The organism is Pseudolysinimonas sp., from assembly GCF_057350545.1.
The window spans coordinates 1-15,059 of record NZ_JBMRCP010000016.1 but is presented as its reverse complement, the minus strand read 5'-3'; the positions used below and the strand labels follow the sequence as shown (position 1 = coordinate 15,059).

Sequence of the window (15,059 nt, the reverse complement as noted above, 5' to 3'; positions counted from 1 at the left end):
CAAGAACGACGGCGACCCCCGCGGCACCCGCATCTTCGGGCCGGTCGGGCGCGAGCTGCGCGACAAGAAGTTCATGAAGATCATCTCGCTGGCACCGGAGGTGCTGTAACCCATGGCGAACATCAAGAAGGGTGACCTCGTCCAGGTCATCTCGGGACCGTCCCAGGCCCGCGGCGGAGACCGCGGCAAGCAGGGCAAGGTCCTCGAGGTGCTGGCCGAGAAGGACAAGGTCATCGTCGAGGGCGTCAACTACGTCCAGAAGCACGTGAAGGTCGGCCAGACCCAGCGCGGCACCAAGACCGGTGGCATCGAGACCGTCGAGGCCCCGATCCACGTGTCGAACGTCCAGGTCGTCGACCCCAAGACGAAGAAGCCGACCCGGGTCGGCCACCGCGTCGAGACCGTCGAGAAGAACGGCGTGAAGAAGAGCGTTCGCGTGCGCTACGCGAAGAAGTCCGGAGAGAAGCTGTAATGGCGACCGCAACTGCCGCGCCGACTGGCAAGATCCAGCCGCGCCTCAAGCAGAAGTACCGCGACGAGATCAAGAAGGCGCTCACCGAGGAGTTCGGCTACACGAACCCCATGCAGGTGCCCGGTCTCGTGAAGATCGTCGTGAACACGGGTGTCGGCGAGGCCGCGCGCGACTCGAAGGTGATCGAGGGGGCCATCAAGGACCTCATCGCGATCACCGGCCAGAAGCCGCAGGTCACGAACGCCCGCAAGTCCATCGCGCAGTTCAAGCTGCGCGAGGGCATGCCGATCGGCGCCCACGTCACGCTCCGTGGCGACCGCGCCTGGGAGTTCCTCGACCGTCTGCTCTCGCTCGCCCTCCCGCGCATCCGCGACTTCCGCGGTCTGAGCCCGAAGCAGTTCGACGGCAACGGCAACTACACGTTCGGCGTGCAGGAGCAGTCGATCTTCCACGAGATCGACCAGGACAAGATCGACCGCGTCCGCGGCTTCGACATCACCGTGGTGACGACCGCGAAGAACGACGACGAGGGACGCGCCCTGCTGCGCCAGCTCGGCTTCCCGTTCCGCTCGGCCGACACCCCGCAGTAACCGCTGCACCCATCAAGCAAGGTCGAACCCCGGTGTACCGGGGCCGAAACCGATTGAGATAAGGAACCACCACCATGACCATGACGGACCCTGTGGCCGACATGCTGACCCGTCTGCGGAACGCCAACCGTGCGTACCACGACCAGGTCTCGCTGCCCAGCAGCAAGCTCAAGACCCACATCGCCGAGATCCTCCAGAAGGAGGGCTACATCTCCGCGTGGAAGGTCGAGGCCGCGCGCGTCGGCTCGACGCTCACGATCGACCTGAAGTACGGGCCGAACCGCGAGCGTTCGATCGCCGGCATCAAGCGCGTCTCGAAGCCCGGCCTCCGCGTGTACGCGAAGTCGACCGAGATCCCGCACGTGCTCGGCGGACTCGGCGTCGCCATCCTGTCCACCTCCTCGGGGCTCCTCACCGACCGCGAGGCCACCAAGAAGGGCGTGGGTGGGGAAGTCCTCGCCTACGTGTGGTGATCTGACATGTCGCGAATCGGACGCATGCCCATCGCCGTTCCCGCCGGGGTGACCGTCGACATCGACGGCCGCAACGTGTCGGTGAAGGGCCCCAAGGGCGAGCTCAGCCTCACCGTCGCCGCTCCCATCGAGGTCGCCCTCGAGGACGGCCAGGTGCTCGTCACCCGTCCCGACGACGAGCGCGCCTCGCGCTCGCTGCACGGCCTGACGCGCACGCTCATCTCGAACAACATCATCGGCGTCACCGAGGGCTACTCAAAGGGCCTCGAGGTCGTCGGCACCGGTTACCGCGTGCAGGCCAAGGGCAGCTCGATCGAGTTCGCCCTCGGCTACTCGCACCCGATCACCGTCGACCCGCCCGCCGGCATCTCGTTCGAGGTCGAGGGCAACACCAAGCTGACCGTCCGCGGCATCTCGAAACAGGCCGTGGGCGAGGTCGCCGCGAACATCCGCAAGCTGCGCAAGCCCGAGCCCTACAAGGGCAAGGGTGTGCGCTACGCAGGCGAGGTCGTTCGCCGCAAGGCCGGAAAGAGTGGGAAGTAATGGCTACCGTGAGCAAGTCCGCGCAGCGTGCGCGTCGGCACACCCGGCTCCGCAAGCGCATCGTCGGCTCGGCCGAGCGTCCGCGCCTCGTCGTGAACCGCTCGGCGCGCCACGTCTTCGTGCAGATCGTCGACGACAGCAAGGGCCACACGCTGGCCTCGGCCTCGACCCTCGAGGCCGACCTGCGCGCGTTCGACGGTGACAAGACCGCCAAGGCGAAGAAGGTCGGCGAGCTGCTCGCCGAGCGCGCCAAGAAGGCCGGGGTGGACGCCGTCGTGTTCGACCGCGGTGGAAACCGCTTCGCCGGTCGTGTCGCCGCGATCGCCGAGGGTGCCCGTGAAGGAGGGCTCAACCTGTGAGTGACGTGATCAACACCGAGAACACCGCTCCCGCCGCGACCGACGAGGTCGTCAACGAGGGCCAGGTCGTCGAGACCGCCGCCGGCACCGCGCCGTCGACCAACGAGCGCGACGGTCGTCGTGGTCAGCGGAACGACCGCGGCCAGGGCCGTGGCAACGACCGCAACTCGCGGGACCGCGGCGACAGCCAGTTCCTCGAGCGCGTCGTCACGATCAACCGCGTGTCGAAGGTCGTCAAGGGCGGCCGTCGCTCCAGCTTCACGGCGCTCGTCGTCGTGGGCGACGGCAACGGCATGGTCGGCGTCGGCTACGGCAAGGCCCGTGAGGTGCCGCTCGCGATCAGCAAGGGCGTCGAGGAGGCGAAGAAGAACTTCTTCCGCGTCCCGCGCTCGCAGAAGACGATCCCGCACCCCGTGCAGGGCGAGGCCGCGGCCGGTGTCGTGCTCCTCCGTCCGGCCGCCGCCGGTACCGGTGTCATCGCCGGTGGTCCGGTGCGTGCCGTGCTCGAGTGCGCCGGCATCCACGACGTGCTGAGCAAGTCGCTCGGCTCGTCGAACACGATCAACATCGTGCACGCGACGGTCGCGGCGCTCAAGCAGCTCGAAGAGCCGCGCGCGGTCGCCGCTCGTCGTGGGCTCGCGTTCGAAGACGTCGCCCCGGAGCGCCTCGTGCGCGCCGAGGCCGAGGCCCTCGAGGCCGCAAAGGCAGGTGCATGATGGCTGCTCGCCTGAAGGTGACCCAGATCAAGTCCAAGATCTCCGAGAAGCAGAACCAGCGCGACACGCTGCGCAGCCTCGGACTGAAGCGCATCGGCGACGTCGTCGTGCGCCCGGACGACAAGCAGAACCGCGGCTACGTCAAGACGGTCGCGCACCTCGTGAAGGTCGAGGAGATTGACTAATGGCCGAAGAGACCACTCCGAAGAAGGCCGCTGCGAAGGCCCCCGCCGAGAAGGCCGCCGCCCCCAAGGCGTCGGCTGCGAAGGCGGCGCCCAAGGCTGCGGCTGACAAGTCCGCCGCCGAGAAGAAGGCTCCTGCGAAGGCTGCTGCCCCCAAGGCCGCCGCCGAGAAGAAGGATGCCGCGGCGAAGCCCGCTGCGAAGGAGTCGGCCCCCAAGGCCGCCGCCTCCGCGAAGGACGACACCGCTGCCGCGAAGCCCGCGGCGAAGACGTCGACCTCCGCCAAGAAGCCGGCCGCGAAGAAGGATGCGGCCCCGTCGCGTCCGCAGATTCTGAAGGCTCACCACCTCCGCCCCGCCGCCGGTGCCAAGAAGGACCGCACGCGTGTGGGTCGTGGTGAAGGCTCCAAGGGCAAGACCGCCGGTCGTGGAACCAAGGGCTCGAAGGCGCGCTACCAGGTGCGCGTCGGGCTCGAGGGCGGCAACCTGAACTCCATCATGCGCGCGCCCAAGCTGCGCGGCTTCAAGAACCCGTTCCGGGTGGAGTACCAGGTCGTCAACCTCGACCGTCTCGCGGAGCTGTACCCGAAGGGTGGCGACGTCACCATCGGCGACCTCGTCGCCAAGGGCGCCGTCCGCAAGAACGAGAAGGTCAAGGTGCTCGGCACCGGCGACATCGACGTCAAGCTGAACGTCTCCGTCGACAAGGTCTCGAGCTCCGCCGAGCAGAAGATCGTCGCGGCGGGCGGCTCCGTCAAGTAGCGCCCCCTCAAGTTCAGGTAGCGTCATGGGGTGGTGGTCCTCTCGGGACCACCACCCCGGCGCACCTGCCGGGCCCGTTCGTTCCAGCATCCACTCCAGCGAGACTTAGGGAGGCGCGTCGTGTTCAGTGCCGTCGCACGGATCTTCCGCACCCCCGACCTGCGTCGGAAGATCGGCTTCACGCTCGCGATCGTCGCGATCTTCCGGCTGGGTTCCTTCATCCCGGCGCCGTTCGTCAAGTTCGAGACGGTGCAGGCCTGTCTCACGAACGTGGGCAGCTCGAACACGGCGGGCCTCTACGAGCTCGTCAACCTGTTCAGCGGCGGCGCCCTCCTGCAGCTGTCGATCTTCGCGCTCGGCATCATGCCGTACATCACCGCGTCGATCATCGTGCAGCTGCTGCGCGTGGTCATCCCTCACTTCGAGACCCTCTACAAGGAGGGCCAGTCGGGTCAGGCGAAGCTCACGCAGTACACGCGCTACCTCACCATCGCGCTCGGCGTGCTGCAGTCGACCACCCTCATCACGGTCGCGCAGAACGGGCAGCTGCTCGGCCCCACCTGCCCCGACATCTTCTCGACGCAGGAACCGGCGGCGATGGGCCTCATCATCATCACGATGACCGCCGGTACCGGCCTCATCATGTGGATGGGCGAGCTCATCACCGAGCGCGGCGTCGGCAACGGCATGTCGCTCCTCATCTTCACGTCGATCGTCTCGACCTTCCCGAGCTCGTTCGCCGGCCTCGCCTCGAACCCGGATGTCGGCATCGAGGGCCTCATCGGCGTCATCCTGATCGGCCTGCTGATCATCGCGGCCGTCATCTTCGTCGAACAGTCGCAGCGTCGCATCCCGGTGCAGTACGCGAAGCGGATGGTCGGTCGCCGCACCTACGGCGGCAACAACACGTACATCCCGATCAAGGTCAACATGGCGGGCGTCGTGCCGGTCATCTTCGCCTCGTCGCTGCTGTACCTGCCGTCGCTCGTGGCTCAGTTCAACACCGGCACCGACGGAACGAACGCACCGTGGGTGCAGTGGATCCTCGACAACCTCACGTCGGCGCAGAGCCCGCTCTATGCGGCGCTGTACTTCCTGCTCATCGTCGGGTTCACGTACTTCTACGTCGCGATCACGTTCAACCCCGTCGAGGTCGCCGACAACATGAAGAAGTACGGCGGCTTCATCCCCGGCATCCGCGCGGGGCGTCCGACGGCCGAGTACCTCGACTACGTGCTGACGCGCGTCACGCTTCCGGGCTCGCTCTACCTCGGTCTCGTCGCGCTCATCCCGCTCATCGCGCTCGTCGCGCTGCGGGCCGACCAGAACTTCCCGTTCGGTGGCACGAGCATCCTGATCATGGTCGGCGTCGGCCTCGAGACGGTGAAGCAGATCGACTCGCAGCTGCAGCAGCGGCACTACGAGGGACTCCTGCGGTGACCCGCCTGCTCATCGTCGGTCCGCCCGGCGCGGGTAAGGGCACGCAGGCGGCGCGCATCGCCGAGCGCTACGCCATCCCGACGATCTCGACGGGCGACATCTTCCGCGCCAACATCAAGAACGAGACCGACCTCGGCAAGCAGGTCAAGGCGATCGTGGATGCCGGCGACTACGTGCCCGACTCGCTCACGAACGCGCTCGTCACCGACCGGCTCAACGAGGCCGACGCCGCCGGCGGCTTCCTCCTCGACGGCTACCCGCGCACGCCCGACCAGGTGACCTACCTCGACGAGCTGCTCGGCTCGCACGGGCACGCCCTGGATGCCGTCATCCGCCTCGTCGCGGACGAGGACGAGGTCGTGCGCCGGCTCACGCAGCGCGCGATCGAGCAGGGGCGCTCCGACGACTCCGAGGAGGCGATCCGCCACCGCCAGGAGGTCTACCAGCGCGAGACCGCTCCTCTGCTGGAGATGTTCCGCGAGCGCGGGTTCCTCATCGAGGTCGACGGCCTCGGCGCGATCGACGACGTGAGCGACCGCATCTTCTCCGCTCTCGCCGAGCGCGGTCTCGACGCCGCCGCCGCGTAGCGCTCCCTTCGTGGGTTGAGTGCGCGCCGCAGGCGCGTGTATCGAAACCCGTCCCGAGTAACTCGCATGGTGGGTTTCGATACACCGCGCTGCGCGCGGCACTCAACCCGCGAGGGCTATTCATCGATCAAGCGGACGAGTTCGTCGATGAAGGACGGGAAGTCGGTGGCCGACTTCAGGAGTCGCTGCACGTCGGTGCGCTCGCTGAACACCTCGATGAACTGCTCGAACACCGTCTGGAACGACGCGCGACCTTCGGCCGAGAAGGCGACGAGAGCGACGACCTGAACGGTGCCCTCACCCCAGGGGATCGGAGTCTCGAACAGGGCGATCGCGATCGCCGTGCGTTTCGCCGTCATCCGCATCGAGTGCGGCACCGCGAGCCACTCGGTGAACGCGGTCGACGAGATGCGCTCGCGGTCGAGCACGCCGTCGAGGTAGTCGTCGTCGATGATGCCGCGCTCGCGCATCCGCCCCCCGAGCACGCGGATCACTTCGGCTTCGTCGCGTGCGTCGAGGTCTCGGAAGAACAGGGCGTCGTCGAAGTAGAGCAGCAGCTCGTCGGCGATCGAGCGTCGCCGACGCTGGCGGCGGATGCGCGAGATCGCACCGCGCACGGCATCCAGATCGGCGTCGGTCGGGATGGGCTGCACGATGACGACGTTGGCCGGCCGCACCTCCCACGGCACGGTCGAGATGACGAGGTCGGCGTCGAGCGATGTGAGGTCGACGTCGGTGCGCGTGAGCACCCGGTCGATCGCGACGTCGTCGCCGAGGGCGGGCAGGATGCGGCGCTCGAGCAGGTCGGCGATGTCGTGGTAGCCGGGGCTCACGAGCACGCAGCTCAGCATCCGACCGCGACCGGAGCGTCGTTCGAGGTGCGAGCCGATGTGCAGGGCGATGTAGGCGATCTCGTCGTCGCCGATGACGATGTCGAAGGCGGTCTGGATCTCGGAGGCGATGAAGACCGCGAGCTCGTAGGTGAGCGGGTAGGACGACTTGATCGTGCGGGCGAGCGGATTCGGGTTGGCGACACCTTCCCGTGCGCGCACGACGAGGTTGCCGACGTGCGCGCCGAGCCGCGCGAGGAAGGCGTCGTCGTCGAGGTCGACCAGGAACTCCTCTTGAGCCCTGTCGACGATGTTCCGCAGCACGGCGAAGTGCTCGCCCGCGCGCGGGGCGACGAGTGTGCCCGCGCGTGTCGTGAGCAGCGTCGTGAGGTCGCTCAGCTCGCCCGAGGGCAGACGCGTGCCGAAGCGGTCGGCGACGAGCCGGTCGAGGGCACCGGCGACGGGATCGCCGGGCTCGGGGGCGTCGTCGGCGAGAGCGGAGCCCCGCGAGCGCTCGACCGCGATCGCGGTGTGCAGCAGCACGCGGTCGAGGCCGAACTCGTTGACGGCGTAGCCCTGGTGCTCGAGAACCCCGATGACGTCGGTCTTGAAGCCGGAGAGATCGTCGATGCCGAACGAATCCTGCACACGACGGAGGTCGACGAGGCCGTGCGCCTGCTCCTCCGAGAACAGGCGGCTGACGAGTCGGCGGTGGCCGGCATCCGGACCCTCGAGCCGTACGTGGTCGCCCTCGCGCAGCAGTTCGAGCCCCGCCTCCTTCGCGAGGGTGCGCACCTGGCGGAGGTCGCCCTCGAGGGTGGAGACGCTCACGAAGAGCGAGTCGGCGAGCTCGTGCACGTCGAGTTCGGCGCCCGCATGGGTGAGCCGCGTCACGAGGAACGTCATGCGCTCGCGAGGGGTTCCGGTACGTGCGGCGCTGCGGTCTCGGCTCGCGTACTCGGCGTGCGCGGTGCGGTTGAGGCGATAGCCGTCGGGGGAGGAGAGGATGACGTCGAGCGGCGCCGCAGCGGCTTTGACCGCGACGACGTAGCTGCGCACGGTGCGCGTCGACACCCCGAGGTGCTCGGCGATCTCGCTCGCCGGCGTCCATCCGGATGCCCGCGACAGGTACGCGAGGAGCATCGGTGACTTGTCGGCCATCTCCGGGCCACTCAACCACGGATCGCCGCGCCGCGCGACGGAGCCGCCCGCTTCCGCACCCGCGGAAGCGAATCCAGTTGAGCGACCCGCCCGGCGTTCGCGAGAGTGGACGAGAAGCAATCCGGCCCGGAATCGCGAGGAGGCGACCATGGCGACCATCGTGCTCGTCTGCGCGGCCGGCGTCTCCGGAACGTTCCTCGCCCGGCGCATCGCGCCTTCGCTTCCCGGCGTCGACTTCGTCGTGACGACCGAGCACGCGCTCGACGACGTGCTCGCGCGCGCCGACGCGGTGCTCGTCGCCCCGCAGCTCGCCGCCTCGGCCGACGCCATCCGCGAGCGTTCTGCGCCGCGACCCGTCGGCGTGCTGCCCGTCGAAGCGATGACCCCGGCCGGCAGCATCCTGGCCGTCGACGCCGTCGACGCCCTCGTCCAGTCCCTCGAAGAATCAGCACAAAGGAGCACGGATGTCTGAGCGCACCGTCGTCGTCGCGTCGAGCCACGGGCTGCACGCCCGCCCCGCCGCCCTGTTCACCCAGACCGCCGCGAAGGCGGGTCTGCCGGTGACGATCAAGAAGGGTGAGCGCTCGGTCGACGCCACGAGCATCCTCGGTGTCATCTCCCTCGGCATCGACCACGGCGACGAGGTCATCCTGGCCGCCGACGGCGAGGGTGCCGACGAGGCACTCGACGCGCTCGAGGCGCTGCTGCTCGAGGACCACGACGCGTGAGCACAGCCCCCTCGAGAACCCTCACCGGCATCGGCGTCGGCCGCACGCTCGCGGTCGGCCCCGTGCGACGGATGTCCGATCCGTTGCCCGAGCCGCCGACGACCGCGAGCACGCTCGGCCCCGATGCCGAGAAGGAGCGCGTCACCCACGCGCTCGCCGCGACCGCCGACGACATCCGGCAGCGCGCCGCGCAGGCCGGCGGCAAGGCCGGCGAGGTGCTCGAGGCGCAGGCGCTCATGGTCGACGACCCGACGCTGCGTACCGACATCGACGCCCGGATCGACACCGGCAATACCGCGGAGCGCGCCGTCTTCGACGCGTTCGGCGTCTTCGTCGAGATGCTGCGCGGCATGGGCGAGTACATGGCCGGCCGGGTCTCCGACCTCGAGGACCTCTCGCAGCGCTCCATCGCGCGCCTCATGGGCGTCGCTCCGCCGTCGGTGCCGCAGAGCGACGTGCCGTTCGTGCTCGTCGCGCGCGACCTGGCGCCTGCCGACACGGCGCTGCTCGACATCTCCCGCGTGCTCGCGATCGTCACCGCCGAGGGCAGCAAGAGCACCCACACCGCGATCCTCGCCGGTGAGAAGGGCATTCCCGCCGTCGTCGGGCTGGCCGATGCCGCGACGATCGACGACGGTGCGACCGTGATCGTCGACCCGACGGCCGGCACGGTGGAGGTCGACCCGTCGGCGGACGCCGTCGCGGCCGCCGAGAAACGGATCGCCGAGCGCGCGTCCCGGGTCCACGCCACCGGTCCCGGGGCACTCGCCGACGGCACCGCCGTGCCGCTCCTCGCCAACCTCGGGTCGGCCGAGGGTGTCGAGAAGGCCGTGGCGGAGGGCGCGGAAGGCGTCGGGCTGTTCCGCACCGAGTTCCTGTTCCTCGATGCGAACAGTGCCCCCACGGTCGACCAGCAGCGCGAGGCGTACTCCGCCGTGCTCGCCGGTTTCCCCGGGAAGAAGGTCGTCGTGCGCGCGCTCGACGCCGGAGCCGACAAGCCGCTCGCCTTCCTCAACGACGACGAGGAGGAGAACCCCGCCCTGGGGCTGCGCGGCATCCGCTCCCTCCGGGCGAAGGAGGAGGTGCTGCGCGACCAGCTCACCGCGCTCGCGGCCGCCGACGCCGAGAACGACGCCGACACGTGGGTGATGGCCCCGATGGTCGCGACCGTCGACGAGACCCGCTACTTCACCGGGCTCGCGAAGGAGCTCGGGCTGAAGACCGCGGGCGTCATGGTGGAGGTGCCGTCCGCGGCGCTGCTCGCCGACCGCATCCTCGCCGTCGCCGACTTCGCCTCGATCGGCACCAACGACCTCACGCAGTACACGATGGCGGCCGATCGCATGCTCGGCTCGGTGTCGTCGTTCCAGGATCCGTGGCACCCCGCCGTGCTCGAGCTCGTCGGACGCGTCGGTGCCGCGGGGACGACGCACGACAAGCCCGTGGGGGTCTGCGGCGAGGCCGCCGGCGACCCGAAGCTCGCCGTCGTGCTCGTCGGGCTCGGCGTCACGTCGCTCTCGATGAGCCCGCCCGCGATCGCCGACGTGCGCGACGAGCTGGCCCGCTGGACCCTCGAGGGCGCTCGCGCCGCCGCGCGCGCCGCTCTCGACACCGAGGATGCCGCCGCCGCGCGTGCCGCGGTCGACGCCCTCACCCCTGCGTAGTACCCCCGTATGACGCACCATCCCAACAGAAGGAGAAACACCACATGACAACGACGTCAGCGACGCCCACGGGCGTCGGCCGTGCCCGAGTGGGCGTGCAGAGATTCGGCACGTTCCTCTCCGGCATGATCATGCCCAACATCGCGGCCTTCATCGCCTGGGGCCTCATCACGGCCCTCTTCATCCCGACCGGCTGGGTCGGGTTCAACGGGCCGGTCGAGGCCTGGCGGTGGGAGAACTCGTTCTGGATCGGCGGGCTCACCAATGAGGCTGGCGTGGTCGAGTGGCAGGGTCTCGTCGGCCCCATGATCACCTTCCTCCTGCCGATCCTCATCGCGTACACGGGCGGCAAGCTCGTCTACGACACCCGCGGCGGCGTCATCGGCGCGGTCGTGGCGATGGGTGTCATCATCGGCAACTACGGGACGATCATGTTCCTCGGCGCGATGATCTGCGGCCCGCTCGCGGCGTGGATCCTCAAGCAGGTCGACAAGATCTGGGCGGGCAAGGTCAAGGCGGGCTTCGAGATGCTCGTCGACAACTTCTCGTCCGGCATCCTCGGGGCGTTCCTCGCCATCGCTGCGTTCTTCTGGCTGTCACCGGTCATCAAGGCGATCTCGGACGGCCTGGGCGCAGCGGTCGGCTTCCTCATCGACAACGGCCTCATCCCGCTCGCGAGCATCATCGTCGAGCCGGCGAAGGTGCTGTTCCTCAACAACGCCATCAACCACGGGGTGTTCACACCGCTCGGTACTGAGCAGTCGCTCGAGACCGGCAAGAGCCTGCTGTTCCTCGTCGAGGCCAACCCCGGCCCCGGCGCGGGCCTGCTGCTCGCGATCACGCTGTTCGGTGTCGGCGCCGCGCGCGCTACCGCACCGGGCGCGTTCATCATCCAGTTCCTGGGCGGCATCCACGAGGTGTACTTCCCGTACGCTCTCGCGAAGCCCATGCTCTTGCTCGCCCTCATCGGCGGTGGCGCGACGGGCGTGCTGACGAACGTGATCTTCGACTCGGGTCTGCGCTCGCCCGCCTCGCCGGGATCGATCTTCGCGGTACTGATCTCGACCGAGCCGAACAGCTATCTCGGCGTCATCCTCTCGGTGGTGCTCTCGGCGGCCGTGACCTTCCTCATCGCGGCGGTGATCCTGCGCGCGAGCCGGAAGCGCGACCTCGAGAACGCCGACGCAGCCTTCTCGGCGGCTGTCTCGCAGACGCAGGCGAACAAGGGCAAGGACAGCTCGGTGCTGTCCGGGCTCGCGGCCGCCGCGGGCGCCGGGACGATCTCGAACATCGTGTTCGCGTGCGACGCGGGCATGGGCTCGAGCGCCATGGGCGCCACGGTGCTCCGCAAGAAGCTCAAGGACGCCGGTGTCACCGGGGTCACGGTCACCAACAAGGCGATCGCGAACCTCGACGGCAAGGAGGACCTGGTCATCACGCAGCGTGAGCTGACCGACCGGGCCAAGGGCACCTCGCCGAACGCCGTCCACGTCTCCGTGGACAACTTCATGAACAGCCCCGCCTACGACGAGGTCGTCGCGACCGTCGCCGAGAACCGGGCCGCGAAGAAGTAAGCGCGTAGCAGGATGGGTGTGGGGCGGTGACAGCGGTCCCGCCCCACACCCTCATCCCGCACCGCTCCGTCAGCCACATATCGCCCGGGAAGGACACCCACCCATGACCGACGTTCTCGACGCCTCGCGCATCAACCTGTCGGGCGCGGCCCGCACGCGTGACGACGCGATCCGCGAAGCCGGCGCCCTGCTCGTCGGCACCGGCGCCGTCACCCAGGACTACGCCGACGCGATGTTCGCCCGCGAGGAGACCGTGTCGACGTACATGGGCAACTTCCTCGCGATCCCGCACGGCACCAACGAAGCCAAGGACGGCATCCTGACGTCGGCGCTCTCGTTCGTGCGCTACGACGAGCCGATCGACTGGAACGGCAACCCCGTGCGTTTCGTCGTCGGCATCGCCGGCAAGGGCGACGAGCACCTCGGCATCCTCTCCGGCGTCGCGATCGCGTTCAGCGACGACGCCACGGTCGAGAAGCTCACGGCGGCCTCGACGCCGCAGGAGATCGTCGACCTCATCGACCTCGAGGCGTGACGACTATGAGGCCCACCGCCGTCCACTTCGGCGCCGGCAACATCGGCCGGGGCTTCATCGGTCTGCTGCTACACGAAGCGGGCTACGAGGTGGTGTTCGCCGACGTCAACGCGACCCTCATCGGGATGCTGCAGTCGGCATCCTCCTACCGGGTGATCGAGGCGGGGGCCGGCGGGGCGGAGATGACCGTCACCGGGTTCCGGGCGATCGACTCGAATGCCGACCCGGACGGGCTCGTCGCGGCGATCGCGGCGGCGTCGGTCGTGACGACGGCGGTCGGGCCCAACATCCTGAGATTCGTGGCGCCGGCGATCGCGGCGGGAATCCTCGCGCGTCCGATCTCGGCAGGGCCGCTCGCCGTCATGGCGTGCGAGAACGCGCTCGGCGCGACCGATCTGCTGCGCTCCGAGGTGCTCAAGCACGGGCAGGAGACCGAGATCGGCGTGCGCGCCGTCTTCGCCAACACGGCCGTCGATCGCATCGTGCCCGAGCAGGCGACCGACTCCCTCGACGTGACCGTCGAACCGTACTGCGAGTGGGCGGTCGAGTCGGCGGCGTTCGGATCGGCGGTGCCCGACATCCCGGGCGCCCACTTCGTGCCTTCGCTCGCTCCCTACATCGAGCGCAAGCTCTTCACGGTCAACACCGGACACGCGACGACCGCGTATCACGGGCGGCTCGCCGGTCACGGCTCGATCGCCGCCGCTTTGGGGGATGCCGACGTGCGGGCCGCGGTCGAAGCCGTGCTGCTCGAGACCTCGGAGTACCTCGTCGCGACGCACGACTTCGACATCGACGAGCAGGCCGCGTACCGCGCGAAGACGCTCGAGCGGTTCTCGAATCCCGCGATCGACGATTCCGTCGAGCGCGTCGGCCGGCAACCGCTGCGGAAGCTCTCGCGGCACGAGCGCTTCGTCGCGCCGGCGGCCGAGATCGCGGAGGCCGGGGCAGCGGCGACCGCGCTGCTCGGCGCGATGGCCGCGGGCCTGCGCTTCGACGCCCCGGGCGACGAGGAAGCCGTGAAGCTGCAGGCGATGCTGCGCGACGGCACCGACATCGTGCGGGATGTCATGGGCCTCACTCCCGACGACGCGCTCTACGAGGGCGCGGTCGCCGCGGTCGCCTCCGTGCGCGCCGGGTTGTAGCCCTCGCAGCATCCAGTGCATCGATTCGCGTCGAGCGCACGTGCGGGATCGCGGGCGCTCGACGCACATCGGTGTACTCGTCACCGTGAACGGGCGCGCGTTCGCGCGGGGCGAAGCACATGATGCGGGCTCGGCTGGCGCGACACGCCCGGATGTCGTATGGTTGATCCTTGGTGCCTTCCGGCGGCTTCGGCCTGCCATCGCACCGACCAATCCCCGCAGATCAACAGAAGCACTTAGTAGAGGTATGGCGAAAAAGGACGGCGTAATCGAGCTCGAGGGCTCGGTGCTGGAGGCACTCCCGAACGCGATGTTCCGGGTGGAGCTCACGAACGGGCACAAGGTGCTCGCTCACATCTCCGGCAAGATGCGCCAGAACTACATCCGGATTCTTCCGGAGGACCGCGTGGTCGTCGAGCTCAGCCCGTACGACCTCACTCGCGGCCGCATCGTCTACCGCTACAAGTAAGCCCACCCGGGCTGCGCCCTGCTGAGAAGTAACGAACCCCTGGCGGATGCCGGGGGAACGATGACAGCGAGAAGAGAAACACATGAAGGTCAACCCGAGCGTCAAGCCGATCTGCGACCACTGCAAGGTGATCCGCCGCAACGGCCGCGTCATGGTCATCTGCAAGAGCAACCCGCGTCACAAGCAGCGCCAGGGTTGAACCGAAGGTCGACACCGCGAAGCGGTATCGACCGAAGGTTCAAGGTTGAGGAGCGCCGCGCGAAGCGCGACGCGTCTCGAAACACACAACTGAATACACATCAAGCGTCACCAAGATCTTCGGGTCTCGACACGCGGCTTCGCCGCTACTCGACCACCGAAGGGACACCCCGGGTCGGAGGCCCGGGCACCGGAGACGCACAGACCTCCGATTCCTCTCAGGAGTTATTCGCATGGCACGTCTTGCCGGCGTCGACATCCCGCGCGACAAGCGCGTGGAAGTGGCGCTCACCTACATCTACGGGGTCGGCCGCACTCGCGCGCTTCAGACCCTCAAGGAGACCGGGATCTCCGGTGACATCCGAGTCAAGGACCTGAGCGACGACCAGCTCGTCGCGCTCCGCGACTTCATCGAGGGCACCTACAAGGTGGAGGGTGACCTGCGCCGCGAGGTGCAGGCCGACATCCGCCGCAAGGTCGAGATCGGCTCGTACGAGGGCATCCGCCACCGTCGTGGCCTCCCCGTGCGCGGTCAGCGCACCAAGACCAACGCTCGCACCCGCAAGGGACCCAAGCGCACCGTCGCCGGCAAGAAGAAGGCAGGACGTAAGTAATGGCCGCACCCAAGGCAT

21 protein-coding genes are annotated in these 15,059 nt (G+C 68.6%); 20 read left to right on the top strand and 1 reads right to left on the bottom strand.

The features are described 5' to 3' along the window. The 11 genes from ACO1X9_RS02015 to ACO1X9_RS01965 all read left to right on the top strand — a co-directional run. Window positions 1-109, top strand: a 109-nt coding sequence (locus ACO1X9_RS02015) for an uL14 family ribosomal protein (RefSeq protein WP_486349157.1), incomplete at its 5' end; no start/stop codon positions are given. A gap of 3 nt (window positions 110-112) precedes the next feature. Further along, on the top strand, window positions 113-472 hold the full coding sequence (gene rplX / locus ACO1X9_RS02010) for a 50S ribosomal protein L24 (RefSeq protein WP_486349156.1): 360 nt from the start codon (window positions 113-115) through the stop codon (window positions 470-472). After that, the gene (gene rplE / locus ACO1X9_RS02005) at window positions 472-1,062 is read left to right on the top strand and encodes a 50S ribosomal protein L5 (protein WP_486349155.1); all 591 of its coding nucleotides are present in this window, start codon (window positions 472-474) and stop codon (window positions 1,060-1,062) included. The genes rplX and rplE overlap by 1 nt, the downstream gene beginning before the upstream one ends. 74 nt (window positions 1,063-1,136) lie before the next feature. After that, on the top strand, window positions 1,137-1,535 hold the full coding sequence (gene rpsH, locus ACO1X9_RS02000; RefSeq protein WP_486349154.1) for a 30S ribosomal protein S8: 399 nt from the start codon (window positions 1,137-1,139) through the stop codon (window positions 1,533-1,535). A 6-nt stretch (window positions 1,536-1,541) separates the two neighbouring features. Next, window positions 1,542-2,078, top strand: coding sequence for a 50S ribosomal protein L6 (gene rplF / locus ACO1X9_RS01995; RefSeq protein WP_449055357.1), 537 nt, complete (start codon window positions 1,542-1,544; stop codon window positions 2,076-2,078). Beyond that, window positions 2,078-2,437 carry a 50S ribosomal protein L18 gene (gene rplR / locus ACO1X9_RS01990; RefSeq protein WP_449055358.1) on the top strand — a complete coding sequence of 120 codons (360 nt, stop codon included), beginning with the start codon at window positions 2,078-2,080 and terminating at the stop codon, window positions 2,435-2,437. Before rplF ends, rplR begins: the two co-directional genes overlap by 1 nt. Next, window positions 2,434-3,153 carry a 30S ribosomal protein S5 gene (gene rpsE, locus ACO1X9_RS01985; protein ID WP_486349153.1) on the top strand — a complete coding sequence of 240 codons (720 nt, stop codon included), beginning with the start codon at window positions 2,434-2,436 and terminating at the stop codon, window positions 3,151-3,153. The genes rplR and rpsE overlap by 4 nt, the downstream gene beginning before the upstream one ends. Further along, entirely contained in the window at window positions 3,153-3,338 is a 186-nt protein-coding gene (gene rpmD, locus ACO1X9_RS01980; RefSeq protein WP_191283567.1) for a 50S ribosomal protein L30, read from the top strand. Before rpsE ends, rpmD begins: the two co-directional genes overlap by 1 nt. Continuing rightward, the gene (gene rplO / locus ACO1X9_RS01975) at window positions 3,338-4,096 is read left to right on the top strand and encodes a 50S ribosomal protein L15 (RefSeq protein ID WP_486349152.1); all 759 of its coding nucleotides are present in this window, start codon (window positions 3,338-3,340) and stop codon (window positions 4,094-4,096) included. Before rpmD ends, rplO begins: the two co-directional genes overlap by 1 nt. Window positions 4,097-4,216: 120 nt before the next feature. Then, the gene (gene secY, locus ACO1X9_RS01970; RefSeq protein ID WP_486349151.1) at window positions 4,217-5,536 is read left to right on the top strand and encodes a preprotein translocase subunit SecY; all 1,320 of its coding nucleotides are present in this window, start codon (window positions 4,217-4,219) and stop codon (window positions 5,534-5,536) included. Continuing rightward, a complete protein-coding gene (locus ACO1X9_RS01965) occupies window positions 5,533-6,123 on the top strand; it encodes an adenylate kinase (protein WP_486349150.1) in 591 nt (196 codons plus the stop codon). Before secY ends, ACO1X9_RS01965 begins: the two co-directional genes overlap by 4 nt. Window positions 6,124-6,239: 116 nt before the next feature. Here ACO1X9_RS01965 and ACO1X9_RS01960 read toward each other — a convergent pair whose 3' ends face one another. Then, window positions 6,240-8,114 carry a BglG family transcription antiterminator gene (locus tag ACO1X9_RS01960; RefSeq protein ID WP_486349149.1) on the bottom strand — a complete coding sequence of 625 codons (1,875 nt, stop codon included), beginning with the start codon at window positions 8,112-8,114 and terminating at the stop codon, window positions 6,240-6,242. A gap of 148 nt (window positions 8,115-8,262) precedes the next feature. Between ACO1X9_RS01960 and ACO1X9_RS01955 the strand changes: the two genes are divergently transcribed. From ACO1X9_RS01955 to rpsM, 9 genes are all read left to right on the top strand, one after another. After that, entirely contained in the window at window positions 8,263-8,586 is a 324-nt protein-coding gene (locus tag ACO1X9_RS01955) for a hypothetical protein (protein ID WP_486349148.1), read from the top strand. Continuing rightward, a complete protein-coding gene (locus ACO1X9_RS01950) occupies window positions 8,579-8,842 on the top strand; it encodes an HPr family phosphocarrier protein (protein WP_486349147.1) in 264 nt (87 codons plus the stop codon). Before ACO1X9_RS01955 ends, ACO1X9_RS01950 begins: the two co-directional genes overlap by 8 nt. Further along, window positions 8,839-10,506, top strand: coding sequence for a phosphoenolpyruvate--protein phosphotransferase (gene ptsP / locus ACO1X9_RS01945; protein WP_486349146.1), 1,668 nt, complete (start codon window positions 8,839-8,841; stop codon window positions 10,504-10,506). The genes ACO1X9_RS01950 and ptsP overlap by 4 nt, the downstream gene beginning before the upstream one ends. A gap of 44 nt (window positions 10,507-10,550) precedes the next feature. Further along, on the top strand, window positions 10,551-12,080 hold the full coding sequence (locus ACO1X9_RS01940; protein ID WP_486349145.1) for a PTS mannitol transporter subunit IIBC: 1,530 nt from the start codon (window positions 10,551-10,553) through the stop codon (window positions 12,078-12,080). A gap of 103 nt (window positions 12,081-12,183) precedes the next feature. Beyond that, complete coding sequence (locus tag ACO1X9_RS01935; RefSeq protein WP_486349144.1) at window positions 12,184-12,615, top strand: PTS mannitol transporter subunit IIA; 432 nt, start codon at window positions 12,184-12,186, stop codon at window positions 12,613-12,615. Between the two features lie 5 nt (window positions 12,616-12,620). Next, window positions 12,621-13,760 carry a mannitol-1-phosphate 5-dehydrogenase gene (locus ACO1X9_RS01930; RefSeq protein ID WP_486349143.1) on the top strand — a complete coding sequence of 380 codons (1,140 nt, stop codon included), beginning with the start codon at window positions 12,621-12,623 and terminating at the stop codon, window positions 13,758-13,760. Window positions 13,761-14,007: 247 nt separating this feature from the next. Beyond that, a complete protein-coding gene (gene infA / locus ACO1X9_RS01925) occupies window positions 14,008-14,229 on the top strand; it encodes a translation initiation factor IF-1 (protein ID WP_191283558.1) in 222 nt (73 codons plus the stop codon). 82 nt (window positions 14,230-14,311) lie between these two features. Next, window positions 14,312-14,428 (top strand): 50S ribosomal protein L36, encoded by a 117-nt coding sequence (rpmJ, locus tag ACO1X9_RS01920; RefSeq protein WP_055821300.1) that lies wholly within the window; start codon window positions 14,312-14,314, stop codon window positions 14,426-14,428. Window positions 14,429-14,660: 232 nt separating this feature from the next. After that, entirely contained in the window at window positions 14,661-15,041 is a 381-nt protein-coding gene (gene rpsM, locus ACO1X9_RS01915) for a 30S ribosomal protein S13 (protein WP_486349142.1), read from the top strand. The last annotated feature ends 18 nt before the right edge of the window (window positions 15,042-15,059 follow it).

Excerpts from the sequence above, each read along its gene's own strand:
- ACO1X9_RS01955 (WP_486349148.1), top strand. The coding sequence starts at position 8,263 with ATGGCGACCATCGTGCTCGTCTGCGCGGCCGGCGTCTCCGGAACGTTC.
- ACO1X9_RS01950 (WP_486349147.1), top strand. The coding sequence starts at position 8,579 with ATGTCTGAGCGCACCGTCGTCGTCGCGTCGAGCCACGGGCTGCACGCC.
- rpsH (WP_486349154.1), top strand. The coding sequence starts at position 1,137 with ATGACCATGACGGACCCTGTGGCCGACATGCTGACCCGTCTGCGGAAC.
- rplF (WP_449055357.1), top strand. The coding sequence starts at position 1,542 with ATGTCGCGAATCGGACGCATGCCCATCGCCGTTCCCGCCGGGGTGACC.
- infA (WP_191283558.1), top strand. The coding sequence starts at position 14,008 with ATGGCGAAAAAGGACGGCGTAATCGAGCTCGAGGGCTCGGTGCTGGAG.
- rpsM (WP_486349142.1), top strand. The coding sequence starts at position 14,661 with ATGGCACGTCTTGCCGGCGTCGACATCCCGCGCGACAAGCGCGTGGAA.
- rplE (WP_486349155.1), top strand. The coding sequence starts at position 472 with ATGGCGACCGCAACTGCCGCGCCGACTGGCAAGATCCAGCCGCGCCTC.
- rpmJ (WP_055821300.1), top strand. The coding sequence starts at position 14,312 with ATGAAGGTCAACCCGAGCGTCAAGCCGATCTGCGACCACTGCAAGGTG.
- ACO1X9_RS01940 (WP_486349145.1), top strand. The coding sequence starts at position 10,551 with ATGACAACGACGTCAGCGACGCCCACGGGCGTCGGCCGTGCCCGAGTG.
- rplX (WP_486349156.1), top strand. The coding sequence starts at position 113 with ATGGCGAACATCAAGAAGGGTGACCTCGTCCAGGTCATCTCGGGACCG.
- rplR (WP_449055358.1), top strand. The coding sequence starts at position 2,078 with ATGGCTACCGTGAGCAAGTCCGCGCAGCGTGCGCGTCGGCACACCCGG.
- ACO1X9_RS01960 (WP_486349149.1), bottom strand. The coding sequence starts at position 8,114 with ATGGCCGACAAGTCACCGATGCTCCTCGCGTACCTGTCGCGGGCATCC.
- rpmD (WP_191283567.1), top strand. The coding sequence starts at position 3,153 with ATGGCTGCTCGCCTGAAGGTGACCCAGATCAAGTCCAAGATCTCCGAG.
- ACO1X9_RS01930 (WP_486349143.1), top strand. The coding sequence starts at position 12,621 with ATGAGGCCCACCGCCGTCCACTTCGGCGCCGGCAACATCGGCCGGGGC.
- rplO (WP_486349152.1), top strand. The coding sequence starts at position 3,338 with ATGGCCGAAGAGACCACTCCGAAGAAGGCCGCTGCGAAGGCCCCCGCC.
- ACO1X9_RS01935 (WP_486349144.1), top strand. The coding sequence starts at position 12,184 with ATGACCGACGTTCTCGACGCCTCGCGCATCAACCTGTCGGGCGCGGCC.